The organism is Acinetobacter rongchengensis (assembly GCF_003611475.1).
Taxonomy (GTDB): domain Bacteria; phylum Pseudomonadota; class Gammaproteobacteria; order Pseudomonadales; family Moraxellaceae; genus Acinetobacter; species Acinetobacter rongchengensis.
Genome location: NZ_RAXT01000004.1, coordinates 39,584 through 55,557 on the forward strand (window position 1 = coordinate 39,584; position 15,974 = coordinate 55,557).

General features: G+C 38.0%; 16 protein-coding genes. 3 read left to right on the plus strand and 13 right to left on the minus strand.

From position 1 onward, the window contains the following. Positions 1–135: 135 nt before the first annotated feature. Both D7V20_RS03685 and D7V20_RS03690 read right to left on the minus strand, forming a co-directional pair. Positions 136–1,269 carry a glycerate kinase family protein gene (locus D7V20_RS03685; RefSeq protein ID WP_120382987.1) on the minus strand — a complete coding sequence of 378 codons (1,134 nt, stop codon included), beginning with the start codon at positions 1,267–1,269 and terminating at the stop codon, positions 136–138. 43 nt (positions 1,270–1,312) lie between these two features. Then, positions 1,313–1,555 (minus strand): hypothetical protein, encoded by a 243-nt coding sequence (locus tag D7V20_RS03690; protein WP_147395792.1) that lies wholly within the window; start codon positions 1,553–1,555, stop codon positions 1,313–1,315. A gap of 65 nt (positions 1,556–1,620) precedes the next feature. Here D7V20_RS03690 and D7V20_RS03695 point away from each other — a divergent pair, with 65 nt between their 5' ends. Continuing rightward, positions 1,621–2,070, plus strand: coding sequence for a carboxymuconolactone decarboxylase family protein (locus D7V20_RS03695; protein ID WP_120382989.1), 450 nt, complete (start codon positions 1,621–1,623; stop codon positions 2,068–2,070). A gap of 96 nt (positions 2,071–2,166) precedes the next feature. Here the strand turns inward: D7V20_RS03695 and D7V20_RS03700 are convergent, their stop codons facing one another. From D7V20_RS03700 to D7V20_RS03730, 7 genes are all read right to left on the minus strand, one after another. Beyond that, positions 2,167–2,733, minus strand: a complete 567-nt coding sequence (locus D7V20_RS03700; protein WP_120382990.1) for an HdeD family acid-resistance protein — start codon at positions 2,731–2,733, stop codon at positions 2,167–2,169. 130 nt (positions 2,734–2,863) lie between these two features. Beyond that, positions 2,864–3,622, minus strand: coding sequence for a hypothetical protein (locus D7V20_RS03705; RefSeq protein WP_120382991.1), 759 nt, complete (start codon positions 3,620–3,622; stop codon positions 2,864–2,866). Between the two features lie 53 nt (positions 3,623–3,675). Next, complete coding sequence (locus tag D7V20_RS03710) at positions 3,676–4,122, minus strand: NUDIX hydrolase (protein WP_120382992.1); 447 nt, start codon at positions 4,120–4,122, stop codon at positions 3,676–3,678. An 89-nt stretch (positions 4,123–4,211) separates the two neighbouring features. Next, positions 4,212–6,857 (minus strand): type I DNA topoisomerase, encoded by a 2,646-nt coding sequence (gene topA / locus D7V20_RS03715; protein WP_120382993.1) that lies wholly within the window; start codon positions 6,855–6,857, stop codon positions 4,212–4,214. Positions 6,858–6,886: 29 nt separating this feature from the next. Then, a complete protein-coding gene (locus D7V20_RS03720; protein ID WP_120382994.1) occupies positions 6,887–7,336 on the minus strand; it encodes an ammonium transporter in 450 nt (149 codons plus the stop codon). 326 nt (positions 7,337–7,662) lie between these two features. Further along, positions 7,663–8,709 carry a coiled-coil domain-containing protein gene (locus tag D7V20_RS03725; RefSeq protein WP_120382995.1) on the minus strand — a complete coding sequence of 349 codons (1,047 nt, stop codon included), beginning with the start codon at positions 8,707–8,709 and terminating at the stop codon, positions 7,663–7,665. 173 nt (positions 8,710–8,882) lie between these two features. Continuing rightward, a complete protein-coding gene (locus D7V20_RS03730; RefSeq protein WP_120382996.1) occupies positions 8,883–9,128 on the minus strand; it encodes a SlyX family protein in 246 nt (81 codons plus the stop codon). Positions 9,129–9,162: 34 nt separating this feature from the next. Between D7V20_RS03730 and D7V20_RS03735 the strand changes: the two genes are divergently transcribed. After that, positions 9,163–11,073, plus strand: a complete 1,911-nt coding sequence (locus tag D7V20_RS03735) for an ATP-binding cassette domain-containing protein (RefSeq protein ID WP_120382997.1) — start codon at positions 9,163–9,165, stop codon at positions 11,071–11,073. Between the two features lie 204 nt (positions 11,074–11,277). On the opposite strand, the gene D7V20_RS03740 is transcribed toward D7V20_RS03735, so the two are convergent. The 3 genes from D7V20_RS03740 to D7V20_RS03750 are packed head-to-tail and all read right to left on the minus strand — an operon-like array spanning position 11,278 to position 13,333. Further along, entirely contained in the window at positions 11,278–11,730 is a 453-nt protein-coding gene (locus D7V20_RS03740; protein ID WP_120382998.1) for a GNAT family N-acetyltransferase, read from the minus strand. Between the two features lie 43 nt (positions 11,731–11,773). Further along, positions 11,774–12,751 carry an acyltransferase family protein gene (locus D7V20_RS03745; protein WP_120382999.1) on the minus strand — a complete coding sequence of 326 codons (978 nt, stop codon included), beginning with the start codon at positions 12,749–12,751 and terminating at the stop codon, positions 11,774–11,776. A 30-nt stretch (positions 12,752–12,781) separates the two neighbouring features. Then, on the minus strand, positions 12,782–13,333 hold the full coding sequence (locus tag D7V20_RS03750; RefSeq protein WP_120383000.1) for an O-acetyl-ADP-ribose deacetylase: 552 nt from the start codon (positions 13,331–13,333) through the stop codon (positions 12,782–12,784). Positions 13,334–13,511: 178 nt separating this feature from the next. Here D7V20_RS03750 and D7V20_RS03755 point away from each other — a divergent pair, with 178 nt between their 5' ends. Next, positions 13,512–14,447 (plus strand): LpxL/LpxP family acyltransferase, encoded by a 936-nt coding sequence (locus D7V20_RS03755; RefSeq protein ID WP_120383001.1) that lies wholly within the window; start codon positions 13,512–13,514, stop codon positions 14,445–14,447. A 414-nt stretch (positions 14,448–14,861) separates the two neighbouring features. Here the strand turns inward: D7V20_RS03755 and D7V20_RS03760 are convergent, their stop codons facing one another. Continuing rightward, the gene (locus D7V20_RS03760) at positions 14,862–15,971 is read right to left on the minus strand and encodes an endonuclease/exonuclease/phosphatase family protein (protein WP_120383002.1); all 1,110 of its coding nucleotides are present in this window, start codon (positions 15,969–15,971) and stop codon (positions 14,862–14,864) included. Positions 15,972–15,974 lie beyond the last annotated feature (3 nt).

A 15,974-nucleotide genomic window follows, 5' to 3' on the forward strand; every position in this document is an offset into this window, starting at 1 on the left:
CTTAATCATTACTTATAAATACGAATCGTTTTTGAATCCACAACTTGATACTTTAATCCAAGTTTATGAGTCGTCATTTCAAGATAAGCGAGAAAATTTTGATCGCTTAAATTGATAATAGTTAATAGCAAAGCTCTATTTTAAAAGTCGTGCTACATTCTCACAGGTTTTTTCCAAATTTTTCTCACCATTTTTTAAAGCGCTTTGCAAATCACATGCACCATCAACGATACCTAAAATTGCAGTAAATCCTTCTGCATAAAGTTCTTCAATCCCCTCCCCTATATATCCCGCACAGGCAATCACAGGTTTATTCAAACGCTTTGCCACTTGAGCTACACCAAAAGGCGTTTTACCAAATTTAGTTTGAAAATCAATACCACCCTCACCAGTAAATACATAATCTGCATGCACAATCTTTTCAGCGAGTTGTGTTTCTTCAATGATCATCGCAACTCCTGAACGGATTTTCGCAGTCGCAAAAACCATAAGTCCAAAGCCTAAACCACCTGCGGCGCCTGCACCTGCAATATTTTTAGCATCGATATTGAGCTGTCGTTTTATGAGATCGGAAAAATAATTTAGATTACGATCCAAAGTTTCCACCATTTCAGGATGAGCACCTTTCTGCGGAGCAAACACTTGCGATGCACCATTTTCACCACACAAAGGATTATTCACATCACTGGCAATCAGGATGTCAGTATTTTTTAATCGTACATCTAAGCCTGAAAGATCAATTGTATACACCTGATCAAGTTGTCCCCCACCTTGTTCAACCTCTTGACCATTTTGATTTAGAAATTTTGCACCTAAAGCCTGTGCCATACCTGCACCTGCATCATTGGTGACACTTCCGCCTAAACCAATAATAATTTTTGAAACACCATGATCCAGAGCCGCTTTAATCATTTCACCTGTACCGAAAGTACTGGTGAATAATGGATTACGTTGTGATTTTTCGATGAGATGAATCCCATTTGCCATCGCCATTTCAATGACAGCGGTTTGATCATCATCAATCAATCCAAAATAGGTCTCTATTTTCTGATGAGGGAATGGGCCAGATACTTGAATCGTAACTTGTCGCCCTTGTCTAGCAGCGATCAACGCATCGACTGTCCCTTCACCACCATCAGCCATAGGAACATGGATAAATTGAGCATCGGGGATTGCTTTTTGAATACCACGTTGCATCGCCATACAGGCTTGCGCTGCGGTCATACTTTCTTTAAAAGAATCAGGTGCTAAAATAAAGGTTTTCATCAGTCATCATTTTTTAGAATGTCGGTTTTATTAATAACATGATTTGTTAACCAGTCGGCTTTTCTTTTTGACTTAAATATCGTTTGTCTTCACTTCGTAGATAGAAGTAGCATGCGATTATAATCAGCAATGCAAAGAACCCAAGAATTACGCCTACACCTAAATCAATACGGATACCATCCTGCTTTAATTCTTCAACCATGAAAAATACGATACTCACCATAGCAGAGAGAATGAAAGAAACCTTATAAGTTTTATTCATGATTATTTTTATGCATAAACGAAACAAAGTGAGATCCATTTTACAGATAAAATCATTCTGAACAATAATTCTCTCTTTAAAATAGGTTATATATGCAACGTGTCAATTTAGGCAAAACAGCCCCTGAACTCTATAAAACAGTCTTAGAACTTGAAAATTTATCGATGCAAAAAGTTCAAGATGCTGAACTTGATGTCGGATTTTCCCACTTACTTAAATTAAGAGCTTCCCAAATTAATCAGTGTGCCTTCTGTGTACGAATGCATACACAAGATGCAATCAAAACGGGCGAGTCGATGGAACGTATCGCATTGATTAGCGCTTGGCGTGAAAGTGGTTATTTTTCAGAGAAAGAACGTGCAGCACTCGTTTTAATTGAAGAAATTACATTAATTGCTAATCAACATTTCCCAAATTCAGCATATCAAGATGCTGCAAAGGTATTATCCGAAGCGGAAATCACCGCAATTGAATGGATTGCCATTGTGATTAACACTTGGAATCGTATCGCCATTTCAAGCCAATATACAGTAACCCCTTGATTCAACAGATTATCCAACTCAAGTATTCAAATGTGAGCCCCAACTGAAATAAAAAGGAGCCTAAAATAGACTCCTTTCAGTTTTAAATACTGAAATTTATGAATGGCTTGCAGGTGGTATTTGTTTGATAGCCGCTGCAAAAGTTAGGTAGTTCACACCTTGGAATAAAATATCAATCCCTAAAAACATCCCTAGCACCCAGAATGGTGCATCTGGAGATGCAAGAATAATTGCACCTGTAACTAAAGTGAGTAGACCTGAAAATAATGTCCATCCCCAACCTGACATTGGCTTTAAAATAAATGCATTAAAGATTCGAATAAAACCACCAATCAATAATGCGATTGCCAATAGGTTTGTCAGAACCACAGCCGTGGTAATTGGTGAGCTAAACGCATAATAACCTGCAACAAAATACAACACAGCAAACAATGCCCATAGCCAGCGGAAGCCACCATCAAAGATTTTAAATGCTGCAATCAGATGTAGTACACCACCAACCATCATCAATACACCAAATAGAACTACCACGGTGAGTGTAGCCATACCCAATGAAGCCAGTAGAATTAATCCAAAAATAACCAGTAATGCCCCAAGTAACAGATACCATTTCCGATTTTCATGTAACTGATGACGAACTATATCATTTCCAACTGTACGCATATTCTTCTCTTGGTTGTTATTGATTCATTTTATTGTTGATCCGATTCAGATTTTTGTCTGTATAAAATCTGCATCAAAGTAAGTACAAAACGACTGTCTTATCCTTCGTAGAAAATACTGTCTAGAGCGTCTATTTCACCCACCCGATTTCCTGTGCTGTTAAACGGCTCATCATGGTGTCATGCAAATTGTTCGGTATTTTGCTCTTGGTTTGGGAAACTGGAATATACCCTCCCATGATCTCCGCACGTTGTTGCGGGTAGAGTGGTTTCTGCTCGGGATTCGCATAACCAAGCGGATAAATAGGTTGCCCTGTTACACGATCATATTTATCTTTTGCACCAAATGTATGCAGTAATTCATGTGTCAGAACAACTGTATTACTGCCACTTTGCTTACGAGAAGCGAATAGATTGACTATTCCAATCCGTCCACGTTCTAAGGCTGTGGAATGTTTTAAGGTTTTGTGAATTTGAGGATCATAAAAGTTAAGATACAAAGTCACTGAAGGAGATCCATCACCCCCTTTGTGTTGTTTCCATGCATAGAATCTAAACTTCAAACTCCATAAAATACTCTGTAACGCACTCGACTGATCAGGCGTTTTCGGAGGTAGTGTTGTGAGTTCTCTACCCAATCGAAAATGAAAGGCAATGGGTTGATCTCGAAATTCTTTAGACTCTGTTTGTAGATAGTTTTGGATTTCGATGACATCATTACTCGAAATTTGTTGAATATAGCGTGAAGTTGTTGCCTGACCATCTGCATTGATCGGATGCAGTAAAACCACAATCGGCTTAGACCAATCCTGGTTCATATCTCGCCAAGCATTTACGCCAACAATCAATAAAATTGCCAATAAAATAATAACTCTAATCGTTTTCCACATTTCAACCTCAATCGCAATGAGATAATGTTTAATAAAGCAGTAAAATTTAATATTTATTTAATTTCTAACAACACTTCTGGTTGATTGATGACGAAATGCTCCCAAACAAAGTCATAGAGTTTTTTCTGATTTGAAAATACAGCCAATGCTTTTGCTTCAGTTAAATTACACCATTTATAATCAATATGTTCACCATTTAAAACCACAACTTGATTTTTATCACAAAATCCCACAAATACAGGAATCATTTCAATTACATTCTGACTTGCTTCATAAAATTGCTCTATATAATCCGCACTAAATAATTGGCGTACTTGGATGCTTGTTTCTTCACCAATTTCACGAAGAACAGCCTGACTCGCTGTTTCATTTGCTTCGACTTTGCCAACGATATGACACCAAAAACCACCTTTGACGCGTTTCATCAATAGAATGTTTAATTCACCCTCTATTTCTGATAATAAAACAGCAGATACAGCAATCGAGCGTATTGGAATCATTTTCAACCTAAACTTATTTTTATGTATTAAGGCTCATCATATAAAAAATGCCCACCAATGTGAGCATTTTTTAGCAATTATTTTAAAGCTTAAGCTTCAACCCATTTTCCGTCTTGGTAAACCAATGACCATTTGGTTTGTTTACCTTCAGGTGTTTCAGAACCAATATACTGCGCTTGGTTTTTACGGCTAAATTTCACCAATGTCGGATTACCTTCTGGATCTTCATCAGGCGCATTCAAAATAAACTGATACTTCGGATCAAGCTGATCTGCAACAGAACGCAATTCAGCAACTTTTGGTGCACGAGTTTCACGAACTTTCGGGAACTTGCTTGCAGCCAAGAACAGACCTGCCGCACCATCACGAAGGACAAAGAAATCATCATGTTTAGTTGAGCGTAAGTGTTCCATTTTGATCGGATCTACACGTGGTGGCGCAGGCTGACCATTTTTCAATACTTTACGGGTATTGTCACAGCTCATACATGCGAAATATGGCCCAAAACGACCTGTTTTCAACTGCATTTCACCATCACATTTATCACATGGAATGGTTGGGCCATCATAACCTTTGATTTTGAACTCACCTTCTTCAAGCTCATAACCATTACAGTCAGGATTATTCCCACAAATATGCAATTTACGACCACCATCAATCACATAACTGTCCATTGCTGTACCACAGATTGGACAACGCTTTTTCGACATTAGATCTGCTGTCTCAGCACCATCATCATCCGAAAGCACAGCCAATGACTCAACAGGTGTTAGGTTCAATGTCCCTTTACAGCGTTCTTTGGGTGGTAGGTTATAACCAGAGCAGCCAAGGAATACACCTGTCGTTCCAGTACGAATCTGCATTGGACGCTCACATTCTTTACAATGTACAGCTGACACTTCGACAGGTAAATTACGGCGCATACCGTTTTCACCCTGAGCAGTTGTTAAACGCTTTTTAAAATCACCATAGAAACTGTCTAAAAGTTCTTTCCAATTCCGTTGACCATCTGCAACTTTATCCAATTGGCCTTCTAAATCTGCGGTGAATGCATAATTCATGAGGTTATTGAAATTTTCATCCAAACGGTCTGTGACAATTTCACCCATCTTTTCTGCAAAGAGACGGCGATTATCAAGCTTCACATAACCACGATCTTGAATGGTTGAAATAATTGCAGCATAAGTCGAAGGTCGACCAATACCACGCTTTTCCAACTCTTTAACCAATGAGGCTTCAGTAAAACGTGCAGGCGGCTTGGTAAAATGTTGTGATGGATCGAGTTTTTCAAGTTTGAGTACTTCTCCCACTTTGACTGCAGGTAAAAGCACATCATCATCAGATTTGTTCTGACCACGAACTTTGGTAAAACCATCAAAAACAAGGGTACGACCTTTGGCTTTTAGCTCCACACCATTGGCATCGACCAAAATCGTTGATGAAAGGTATTCGGCTGGTGTCATTTGACATGCAACAAACTGACGCCAAATTAAATCATAAAGACGTTGAGCATCACGTTCGACTCCAACTAAACTGTCGCCTTTCAAAGCAATGTTAGATGGACGAATCGCTTCATGGGCTTCTTGCGCATTGGCTTTGTTGCCATAACGATTTGGCTTGGCAGGTAAATATTTAGCGCCAAACTCAGTTTCGATATGGGTACGTACCATATTGACGGCATCATCACTTAAGAATGTCGAGTCAGTACGCATATACGTAATAAAACCCGCTTCATACAAACGTTGTGCAAGCATCATGGTTTTCTTTACCGAATAACCTAGACGCGTACTTGCCGCCTGTTGAAGTGTCGATGTGATATAAGGTGCACTTGGATTAACCTTGGTTGGTTTATCTTCACGTGTTGCAACTTTATACTCAGCATCATTTAAAATCTTCAATAAAGCATCAGTTTGCGCTTTATTTTGTAACTTTAAAGTTTTGCCGTTTTGTTTAACCGCTTCTAAGCGAATATCATCTTTCTTTGACTTGGTGTCTGCAAAGACTTGCCAATATTCTTCAGGAATAAAAGCACGAATTTCACGTTCACGCTCAACCACCAGTTTTACTGCAACAGATTGCACACGACCTGCTGAAAGACCACGGGCAATTTTTTCCCACAACAATGGCGAGATCATAAATCCAACAACACGATCTAAAAAGCGACGTGCTTGTTGTGCATTGACTTTATCAATATCAAGACGTGCTGGATGTTTAAACGCATCTTGAATCGCATTTTTGGTAATTTCGTTGAATACGACACGTTGGTAACGTGAATCATCCCCACCAATCACTTCTTTTAAATGCCAAGCAATCGCTTCCCCTTCACGGTCCAAATCCGTTGCGAGATAGACCTCATCAACTTGCGAAGCAAGCTTTTTCAGTTCAGCAACGACATGTTCTTTACCAGGTAGCACTTCATAGTGTGCTTTCCAGTCATGTTCAGGATCTACACCCATACGGTTAACTAAAGCTGTTTGTGCTTTTTCAGCCTTCTGCGCTTCAGTCAATTTAGTCCGTGTCACTGGCTTTTTTTCTGTCGATTTACTTGAACCACCTGTAGGTAAGTCACGAACATGACCTACGGATGACTTCACGATGTAATCTGAGCCTAAATATTTATTGATGGTTTTCGCTTTTGCAGGCGACTCCACAATCACTAAGGCACGTTTTTTCCCAGCATTAGGAGAGTCTGCTGTAGTGCTTTTGCTTGTTGTGGACCGAGGAGCTTTCGCCATAATGAACCAATTATCCTGTGTTTATGAAATTAAAATTCAGCCAATTTAAGTAAAAATGCTTTCATATCATCAAGTTGTGTCGCTCTTAGGTCTATTTCTTCATCCCAATACATTCCGACACAGTTTGCTTGCATATCAATAGCATAAATACCTTTTAATGCAATGGGAAAATCATTAAATTTATCATCTCCTTGGATGATGATTAATTTTGAATCCTCTACCCTTGCACGCATCAAAGGCAAGCGGGCTTCTGGAATAAGTACGCTGTAATATGCCACCATACTCGCTCTTTTTTCCGTTGCCATAGGAACTTTTGTCCACTCTGGCGCAGCCACTAAACGGGGATGTAACCCCATCTTACGTGCTTTTTCTCGCATTAAACCTAATGCTTTTTCTCTAGGGCTTACGCGTAAGCCAAAAATTGAGCCCAATACAAAAACGATAATAATGAGCGCAACCCAAAGACCAGTGTGTTCCATAGTTCACCTTTTGTTACTTATATTAGAGTTGCATAAGCTGAATATAAAACGCAAGTTTGTCAGATAAATTAATTTGCACATAGAATTCAGCCACACTAAATACAAATTAGAATAACTTTATGAAATCATTAATTATTCACAAGTAAAAAATAATCTAAATTTAACTCAACTTTCCATTCAATATTTTCAAGAATAAATGCTAAACGATTTAAAATTTGCGATTTAATGGGTTTGTGATACCGCAATATGCGATTAACTCAACTGAATAAATAGCAATAATCCGAATGCTATAATCATTCAATCCAACAAACAATATAAGATAGAAATCAGTTTAAATACATTTCATGGCTATATACAACTTCATGCCCATTCCAATAAATATAGCCTTTTTCAATCAATTCTTTGAGCAACAGACGAATATCCGTCTTTGGAAATAACTGCTCCAATACATCTCTGAGTTGGTAAATATCTTTAGGTTTATTATCTTTCAATTCATTCAGTTTACGAATAACTTCCATTTGTACTGGATCAATTTTCTCAAAATTCTTAAAAAGTGCTTTTTGCACATTCTGCGTTGCATCTTGATGTGCAACCTCAGTTAGATCCTGACCCACATTTTGTTTTAGACTTTCTAAAATTTGATCAATTTTTTCGAGCTTCATTTTAGGTAAGACTTTTACATCCACCATATCTGCATTAGGTTCAGTCGATAATTCATGCTGATCAATTTTTAACATGACCCATTGTTTTAAAACCTTTTTGCGGAAAGAAACTTGTTCATCAAAGCTTTTTACAATTTTCAGGTTAATTAACATTCCCACCAAATGTTGCGCTTTTTCTGGAACAACTTGCAAAACATTACTGATTGAATTTTTTAATTTTTCAATTGTATTGGGCTTTCCTGACATTTTGCCTAAAGCATCGCAATACTTCTTCACCAATTGTAAATATGGCTTTTCTTGAATCGTAGCCAAACTAGGAAGACCCATTTTATGGGTTTGTATTTCAACATCCGACTGGGTCTGAATCAGACTACAACTCAAATCCGATCCACATAAAAGTTCTATCAGCATTTCACTATTCGGCATTGCAGAAATCACTTCAATATGCGTTTCCGAATCTAACAATGCCATCAGTTGCCCTACAACAACAGCATATTCATACTCTCTCTGAGAGGCTTCAGGTGTTTCTAAAATAACAACTTGTCCACTACTGATCCAGCTTGAAAATTCGGTTAAATCTTCTAGTGAATATCGAAAACCGCCTTCGCAATTAAACAGATATAAAGTTGGATAATGCTCAACAATATCTCTCAGCATTTTTGCTGATGGCATATTATTTTCAAGATCAAGTAAAACGACTTTATTCTGCATGGCTAAAGAGTTTGCTATTTATCTAAAGTCATGCATTACAACGAGCTTTTGACCAAAGGTCAAATAGAAATATCAAATAAACCGATAAATTGTATATCTCTTGTTTGACATCAACCCAATCCAATATCCAAAATTTCAGGTTGATATCGGAATTCAGCATGGATAAATGTTGATCAATAATGCGGAGGTCGATTGGTCAAAGGATCAAAGGCTGCAATACCTTCTGACAAATCTGCAGATTCCACACGTTGATACAATAATTGCATTTGTTTCTTTAAATCAGCAAGTTCCAAGCTCTGTTGCGTCACTTGATCATTTAATTGTTCGACTAAATCATCTAAAAATGCAATTCGGACTTGCAAATCTTCTATGGGTGCGGAAAATGACGCCTGATCATCAAGATTTTTATGTTTAGTCATTTTAAGTCCTCATTTGGGATGTTTAGGAAACAGTATGGCCTATATTACGTTAAGGGATGTCCAACTCGCGTTTGGTGGACCTGCCCTGCTCGACGGCGCAAACTTCAATTTAGAACGTGGCGAGCGAGTCTGTTTGATTGGTCGTAACGGTGAAGGTAAGTCTACTTTACTCAAGCTCATTGAGGGAAGTTTATTGCCCGATCGTGGTGAAATTGCGTTACAAAACGGCATCACCATTTCCATGCTTGCTCAAGATGTTCCAATGGACTCAGGTAAAGTTGCAGACATCGTTGCAGAAGGTGCAGGCGAAGCCGCTCAAGTGCTTAAAGAATACCATGAAGCCAGTGATGCATGTGTACTCGGTGATATGGAAGCCTGTGACCGTATGGGCAATCTACAGCACAAATTAGATCTTCTGGATGGTTGGGCTTTAGAAACCAAAGTCAATTCTATTCTCAGTAAAATGGGGTTAGATCCAGAAGCTGATCTTGCTGACTTGTCCGGTGGCCGTAAACGCCGTGTACTTTTAGCACGTGCATTATTGACTCAACCTGATGTGTTATTGCTCGATGAGCCAACCAACCATTTGGACGTTGAAAGTATTGAATGGTTAGAAAAATTCTTACTTGATCAAAATAATTTAACCTTACTTTTCATCTCACATGACCGTGCTTTTGTCGACAGTATTGCAACACGTATTGTTGAGCTTGATCGTGGAATTTTACGTAGCTATGAAGGTAACTATTCTCGCTATCTCGATTTAAAAGCACAGCAAATGGAAGCGGAAGAAAAGCAGAACGCTTTATTTGATAAACGTTTAGCTGAGGAAGAAGCATGGATTCGTCAAGGTATCAAGGCACGTCGTACGCGTAATGAAGGCCGTGTGCGTGCATTGAAAGATTTACGTGAACAGTCTAAGGCTCGACGCTCACAACAGGGCAAAGTCAGCATGTCGACTCAAGAAGCCAATCGCTCTGGAAAATTGGTCTTTGATATTGAACACTTACGTGTCGCTTTTGGTGATAATGCACCAATCATCAAAGATTTCTCAGCACTGGTTTTACGTGGTGATCGTATTGGTTTAGTCGGTGATAATGGTGTCGGTAAAACAACATTGGTTAAAGCAATTTTAGGCGAACTTGAGCATGGTGGTTCTGTGAAAACAGGTACACAGCTTGAAGTGGCTTATTTTGACCAATTACGTAATGCATTAGACCTTGAAAAATCAGTGATGGCGAACGTCTCTGAAGGTTCTGACTTTGTGGATGTAAATGGTGGTCGCCGTCATATTTATAGCTATTTACAAGACTTCTTATTTTCTCCAGAACGTGCACGTACTCCTGTTAAAGCACTGTCTGGTGGTGAACGTAATCGTATTCTTTTAGCGAAATTATTGCTTAAACCATCAAACTTAATTGTGATGGATGAGCCAACCAATGATTTGGATATGGTAACTTTAGAATTACTCGAAGAAATGTTGAGTGATTATAAAGGCACTTTATTATTAATCTCGCATGACCGTGCCTTTATGGACAATGTTGTGACATCTACTTGGGTCTTTGATGGTAAAGGTAATATTGATGAATACATTGGTGGCTATCAAGATTATTTAGAACAGCGCCCTGATCAAAAAGTTGTAGATCAAAAGAGCGATGTGAAAAAAGCCATTACCAAAGCTGAAGCAGCGGCCGCTCCTGTGGATGCACCTGCTAAAAAAGTAAAGTTGAGCTATAAAGATCAACGTGCTTTAGAGCAACTTCCAGCAGAAATGGAAGCACTCGAAAAAGAACAAGCTGAAATTAATGAATTGCTTGCAGATGGTTCTTTATTTGTTTCAGATGCAGACCGCGCAATGACGCTATCCACACGCTTAGCAGAAATTGACGATTTGCTTATGGAAAAATTAGAGCGTTGGGAAGCGTTAGAAACACTTAGCAAAGGCTAATCTAAAATGTAAAAAACTCCGTCATTGTGCGGAGTTTTTTATAACGGTTAATATCTAAAAATACTCAATTTATCCACTCAATGCCTACGCAAAACCGCATATCAAAAAGCAGAGGATCAAGCGCCTGTAGCTCAATAATTAAATTGATGAATCACTTCTCTACAATTAGAAGCCATATTACTGATATCGCTTCTCATTTTATTTCTAATTCAGTGATTTAGAGCTAAGATCAAAGCTCATTGGGACATAGCGTAAGCCATGATTTTCAATGGTCTGGCCTTGCACGATAAAACCAAATTTTTCATACACCATTTGTGCATTACAACTTGAATTTACGGTAAATACCAAGGCCTCAGTTTGTTGTACTTTATCCAATATAAAGTTCCACATTGTTCGACCAATTCCTTGCCCTTGATATGCTTTCGATATAAAGAAATGAACCAAATGTGCAGGTTTCTTATACGCGATAACACCTATTATTTTGTGACTATTTTCATAAACAAAATAATTGACCTCACTGTTTTCAACCAAGCGTTGGATTATCTCTGCGGAAAAAAGTTGCCGACCATTGTTATCAACTGCAAATTCATCAATAAATGGTATAATTAAAGCTGTAATTTGATTCACATCTTCACATGTTGCGATTCTAATCTTCATTTTTTTCACGCATTAAACCATTCATAACCCTATAAAATTTATACTATTTCAAACCTAATCTCTCAACAGGTTTCATCAACCACAACGACATTTTTCTTAATAGCATATCAAAAGATTGCTGTTGCAAAATCCAACAGGTCAATAACGACAATCCAAAACATATCATCAGCTCAATCAAAATATGACTCTCTAATTTCCAATATTTTGAAATAAGAATCACCACAAAACCATGCAATAAATAAACAGGCAAAGTATTTATACCCAATTTAAGAAAGCGAGATTGACATTGTTTTACGATTGCGAAAATCGCAAAAATCCCCAAACTTGAAACGGCCATACAACCCAGTCGTATCAGCGTGCCTTCAAATGCGCTGACTTTTAGTTGTTGATAACTTAAACTTCCATACAGCCAGAATTGATTGATTTGACTCAAATAAACCAAACTAAAAATACCTATAAAAATCAATACGCCAAACCATTCTGCATAGCGAATTGATCGAATACTTTGAATGATTGCTTTACCATATACCGCACCGATCACAAAAAACGGTAAGAATGTAAAAATTCGCCCGACTGAGTATTGATAATTATTCCAAGGACTTAAACCAACACACAGTGCCAAAATCAAAGCAATCCACACTGCAAATTTTGTTTTAATCAGAAAATGGGTTAGCAATGTCCAAACCATCATGCCAAGCAGATACCACAAAATCCAATACGGTCGCTCAAAGAGATTCCTATTGATTTGCATATTCCCCGACCAAATCGCATCAAAAGCAGGAAATAAAATTTGGAATGGAACATACAATGAAATAAAAAATAGAATATTTTTTAACCAGTTTTTATCTTTAAATAGTAGCCCTGAAATAAAAATAAATGCAGGCATATGCACAAAATAAATCGTACCCAATAACGTATGTGCAATCGGGTCATTCCACCCGACCATTCTTTCTAAAAAATGCCCCAATACCACAAGAAAGATCAGAACAGCCTTACTGGTATCTAAATAAGTATCTCTCATGGCTATCTTTTTCTATTGAAATGCATTCAATTATATACCTAAAACATGAAATTGATTTTGATCAACTTCAGCCAGTTGTCTGCGATAAATTTTAAAATTTTCCAAATCAAAACAGACAAAATTAATTTCATCCAAGCTCTGCGCATTTTTCATATATTCAAGTACGACTTGAATCGCAATATTCGCGGCCTGATGTTTAGGGAAATGATAAACACCTGTTGAAATATTTGGAAATGCAACTGTAGTCAATTGGTTCTTTTCGGCAAGTTTTAAACTATTCAGATATGCTTTTTTGAGTAATTCATTCTCCCCTCGTTGACCATCTTGCCAAGTAGGTCCTACCGTATGGATCACATAACGGCTGGGCAATAAACCTGCTGTAGTGATCACTGCTTCACCAACTGCACAGCCACCTTGTTTCGCTCTTATTTTTCGACAGTCTTCCAATATCTGAACCCCACCTTTGCGATGGATTGCACCATCAACACCCCCTCCTCCCAATAAAGAAGTATTAGCAGCATTTACGATAGCATCTACTTTTTGAATCGTAATATCGCCGTGAATTAAACGTAGCGTTTTCATTTCCTATATCCTTGTTTTTAATTATCTGTTTCAAAGTCACAGCGTATAAATCATGCATTGAAAATACAATTGATTGTTCCCTATCGAATTGTTCTGATTAACATGCAATTTTCTACTTTAATCAGGTTCATGCTACACTTCTTTCAGTCTTAACTTACCTCAAATTTACAAAATTGCTATGAGCAAAAAGCATCAGTACGAACCTGGAGAATTTTATTGGGCATTCTTACAACCTAAATATTGGGTAATTTGGATTGCCATCCTATTTTTAATGATGCTTGCAATCTTGCCATGGTCTATTCAACATCGTTTAGCCAAGTTTTTGGGTAATTTTGCATTTAACCACCTTAAATCACGGCGTAAAACCACGATACGCAACTTAGAAGTTTGCTTTCCTGAATGGTCTGCTGAACAAGTGATTGAACGTTCACGTCAGGTTTTTATTGACCAAATGATTGGTGTGTTCGAAACACTCAATGCATGGTATTCGCCACAATGGTTTAAAGATCGTGTCACGATTCAAGGTTTAGAACACATCACGCATGCACAACAACAAGGTCAAGGAATCTTACTGCTTGGAACGCACAGCACCATGCTCGATGCAGGTGGTTACTTATGTGCTCAATTCTTCGAACCTGATGTGGTTTATCGCCCACAAAATAATCCACTTTTAGATATGTTGATCTATCGTTGTCGGGCAACGATTTATAAGGCTCAGATAGACCATGATGATATGCGGGGGCTGATTCGTCATTTAAAAGAGGGTGATGCGATTTGGTATAGTCCAGATCAAGATTTTGGTTTAAAACAAGGTGTTATGGCGCCATTCTTTGGCATACCAGCAGCAACGGTAACCGCACATCGTCGTTTGCTGAAAATCTCAAAAGCCGTGGCTATTCCGTTGTACTTTTATCGTGATGGCGATATTAAAAATCCGCAATATCATGTCTTGATTGAACCTACCGTCGATCCTTTACCAAGTGAAGATGAGTTAGATGATGCTATTCGTGTCAATAAAATCATTGAAAATCAGCTTCGTATCGCACCAACCCAATATATGTGGTTCCATCGTCGGTTTAAAACACGTCCTCAAGGTTACGAAAAGATTTATTAAATTGAATGGACTTAATTTGCTCTGACTGAGCTATGGGCAGGTATATAGAAATTGAATGTACGCATTTTGTCTTTGTAACTTTTGTGATTGCTATATTGATATCTTTTGAATTTTTCAATCCCTCAAAGAACACAACCCGAGTTCTGCATCCTGCAAAACTCGGGCTTATGAGGTTGTGCTTTCGTGTCTTATTGTTATTTTATTTGGTGATCCATTCCAACATCAAATCCATGATGATTATTCCATCAGCTTTGTCTTCCTTAGTGGGACTTTTCCTTTCCCATATCCGTTTGCCGATGAGTAAAGATTAAGCCTAAATGCATTGGGATACTATCCGCTTAGAGACTAAATCCATGTAAGCAATTTCTTACAAATCTCAAACATTTTAAGCAATTTTTGTCAAACAATTCCTTTTTACCGATAAGAATCAGTTATCTCATCTGTTACCTTTTTTTCTTCTTTTTCAGCTTTTTCAATGCCTTCCTGAATTGCTTGCTGTGCTTCTTCCTCATCTGCATCTGACTGTTCGAGTTCTTCTTGTAGCTGTTCAAAGACTCGCCCTGTTTGCAATACCACATAAATCGGAAAGTGATCCGATCCAATATGAGGCAAACGTTCCATATGTACTAAGGCAAAATCTGTACTATGAAATAGATGATCCAAAGACCACCTTAAAAACTTATAATCGGCATGAAAAGTATTAACATATCGGCGCCCAACGCGCGGATCGAGTAAGCCACTGATACGCTGAAATAACCGTGTTGTACGCGACCATGCAACATCGTTTAAGTCACCCATCACAATACTGCTTTCATCTAAGTCTTTAATTTGATCTCCCACAATCAGCAATTCAGCATCACGTAATGTTGAATCTTTCGCTTCAGTCGGACTGGGTGGTTTAGGATGCAAACAATACAGTTGCACTGGCTGTCCAGAGCGTAGAATCACACTGGTATGAATCGATGGTATTTCATCACTCAAAATAAATTTAACATCTGTATCAACCAGTTTTAATTTGCTGTAGAGGTGCATGCCATACAAATTATCGAGAGGAACAGGCACTCGATATGGATAATCTTTTTCAATTTTAGCAAGCTCATTTTGCCAAGTTTGATCTGTTTCTAAGGTAAGTACGATATCAGGTTGATGTTTTTCAATTTGCTCAATCAGTAAATGATATTGCTGATTAGGGGTTAATACATTGGAAACAATGACCGAAATTTGTTGATCACGATTCAATTGATGTTTTTTAACCTGCTTGACCTGTTTTTTCCATAAAAAGGTATAGGGTAAAACCATCTTTAGCTGAAAGGCTAAAGCAGCAATAAGCAAGAGTAAAATAATTTCACGAGTTAGGTTCCACGGCGCTTTCCAAAACAACAAAAACAATAAGGCAATCACACCTAATGCCAAAATCTGTAGTCTTGGAAAATCTGCACCCCGAAACCACCATTCATCTAGAGGAATCAGTGACCAAAAGCTCAGCCAAATCACAATCACTGCCAGTACTTCAATCCAAATCATATT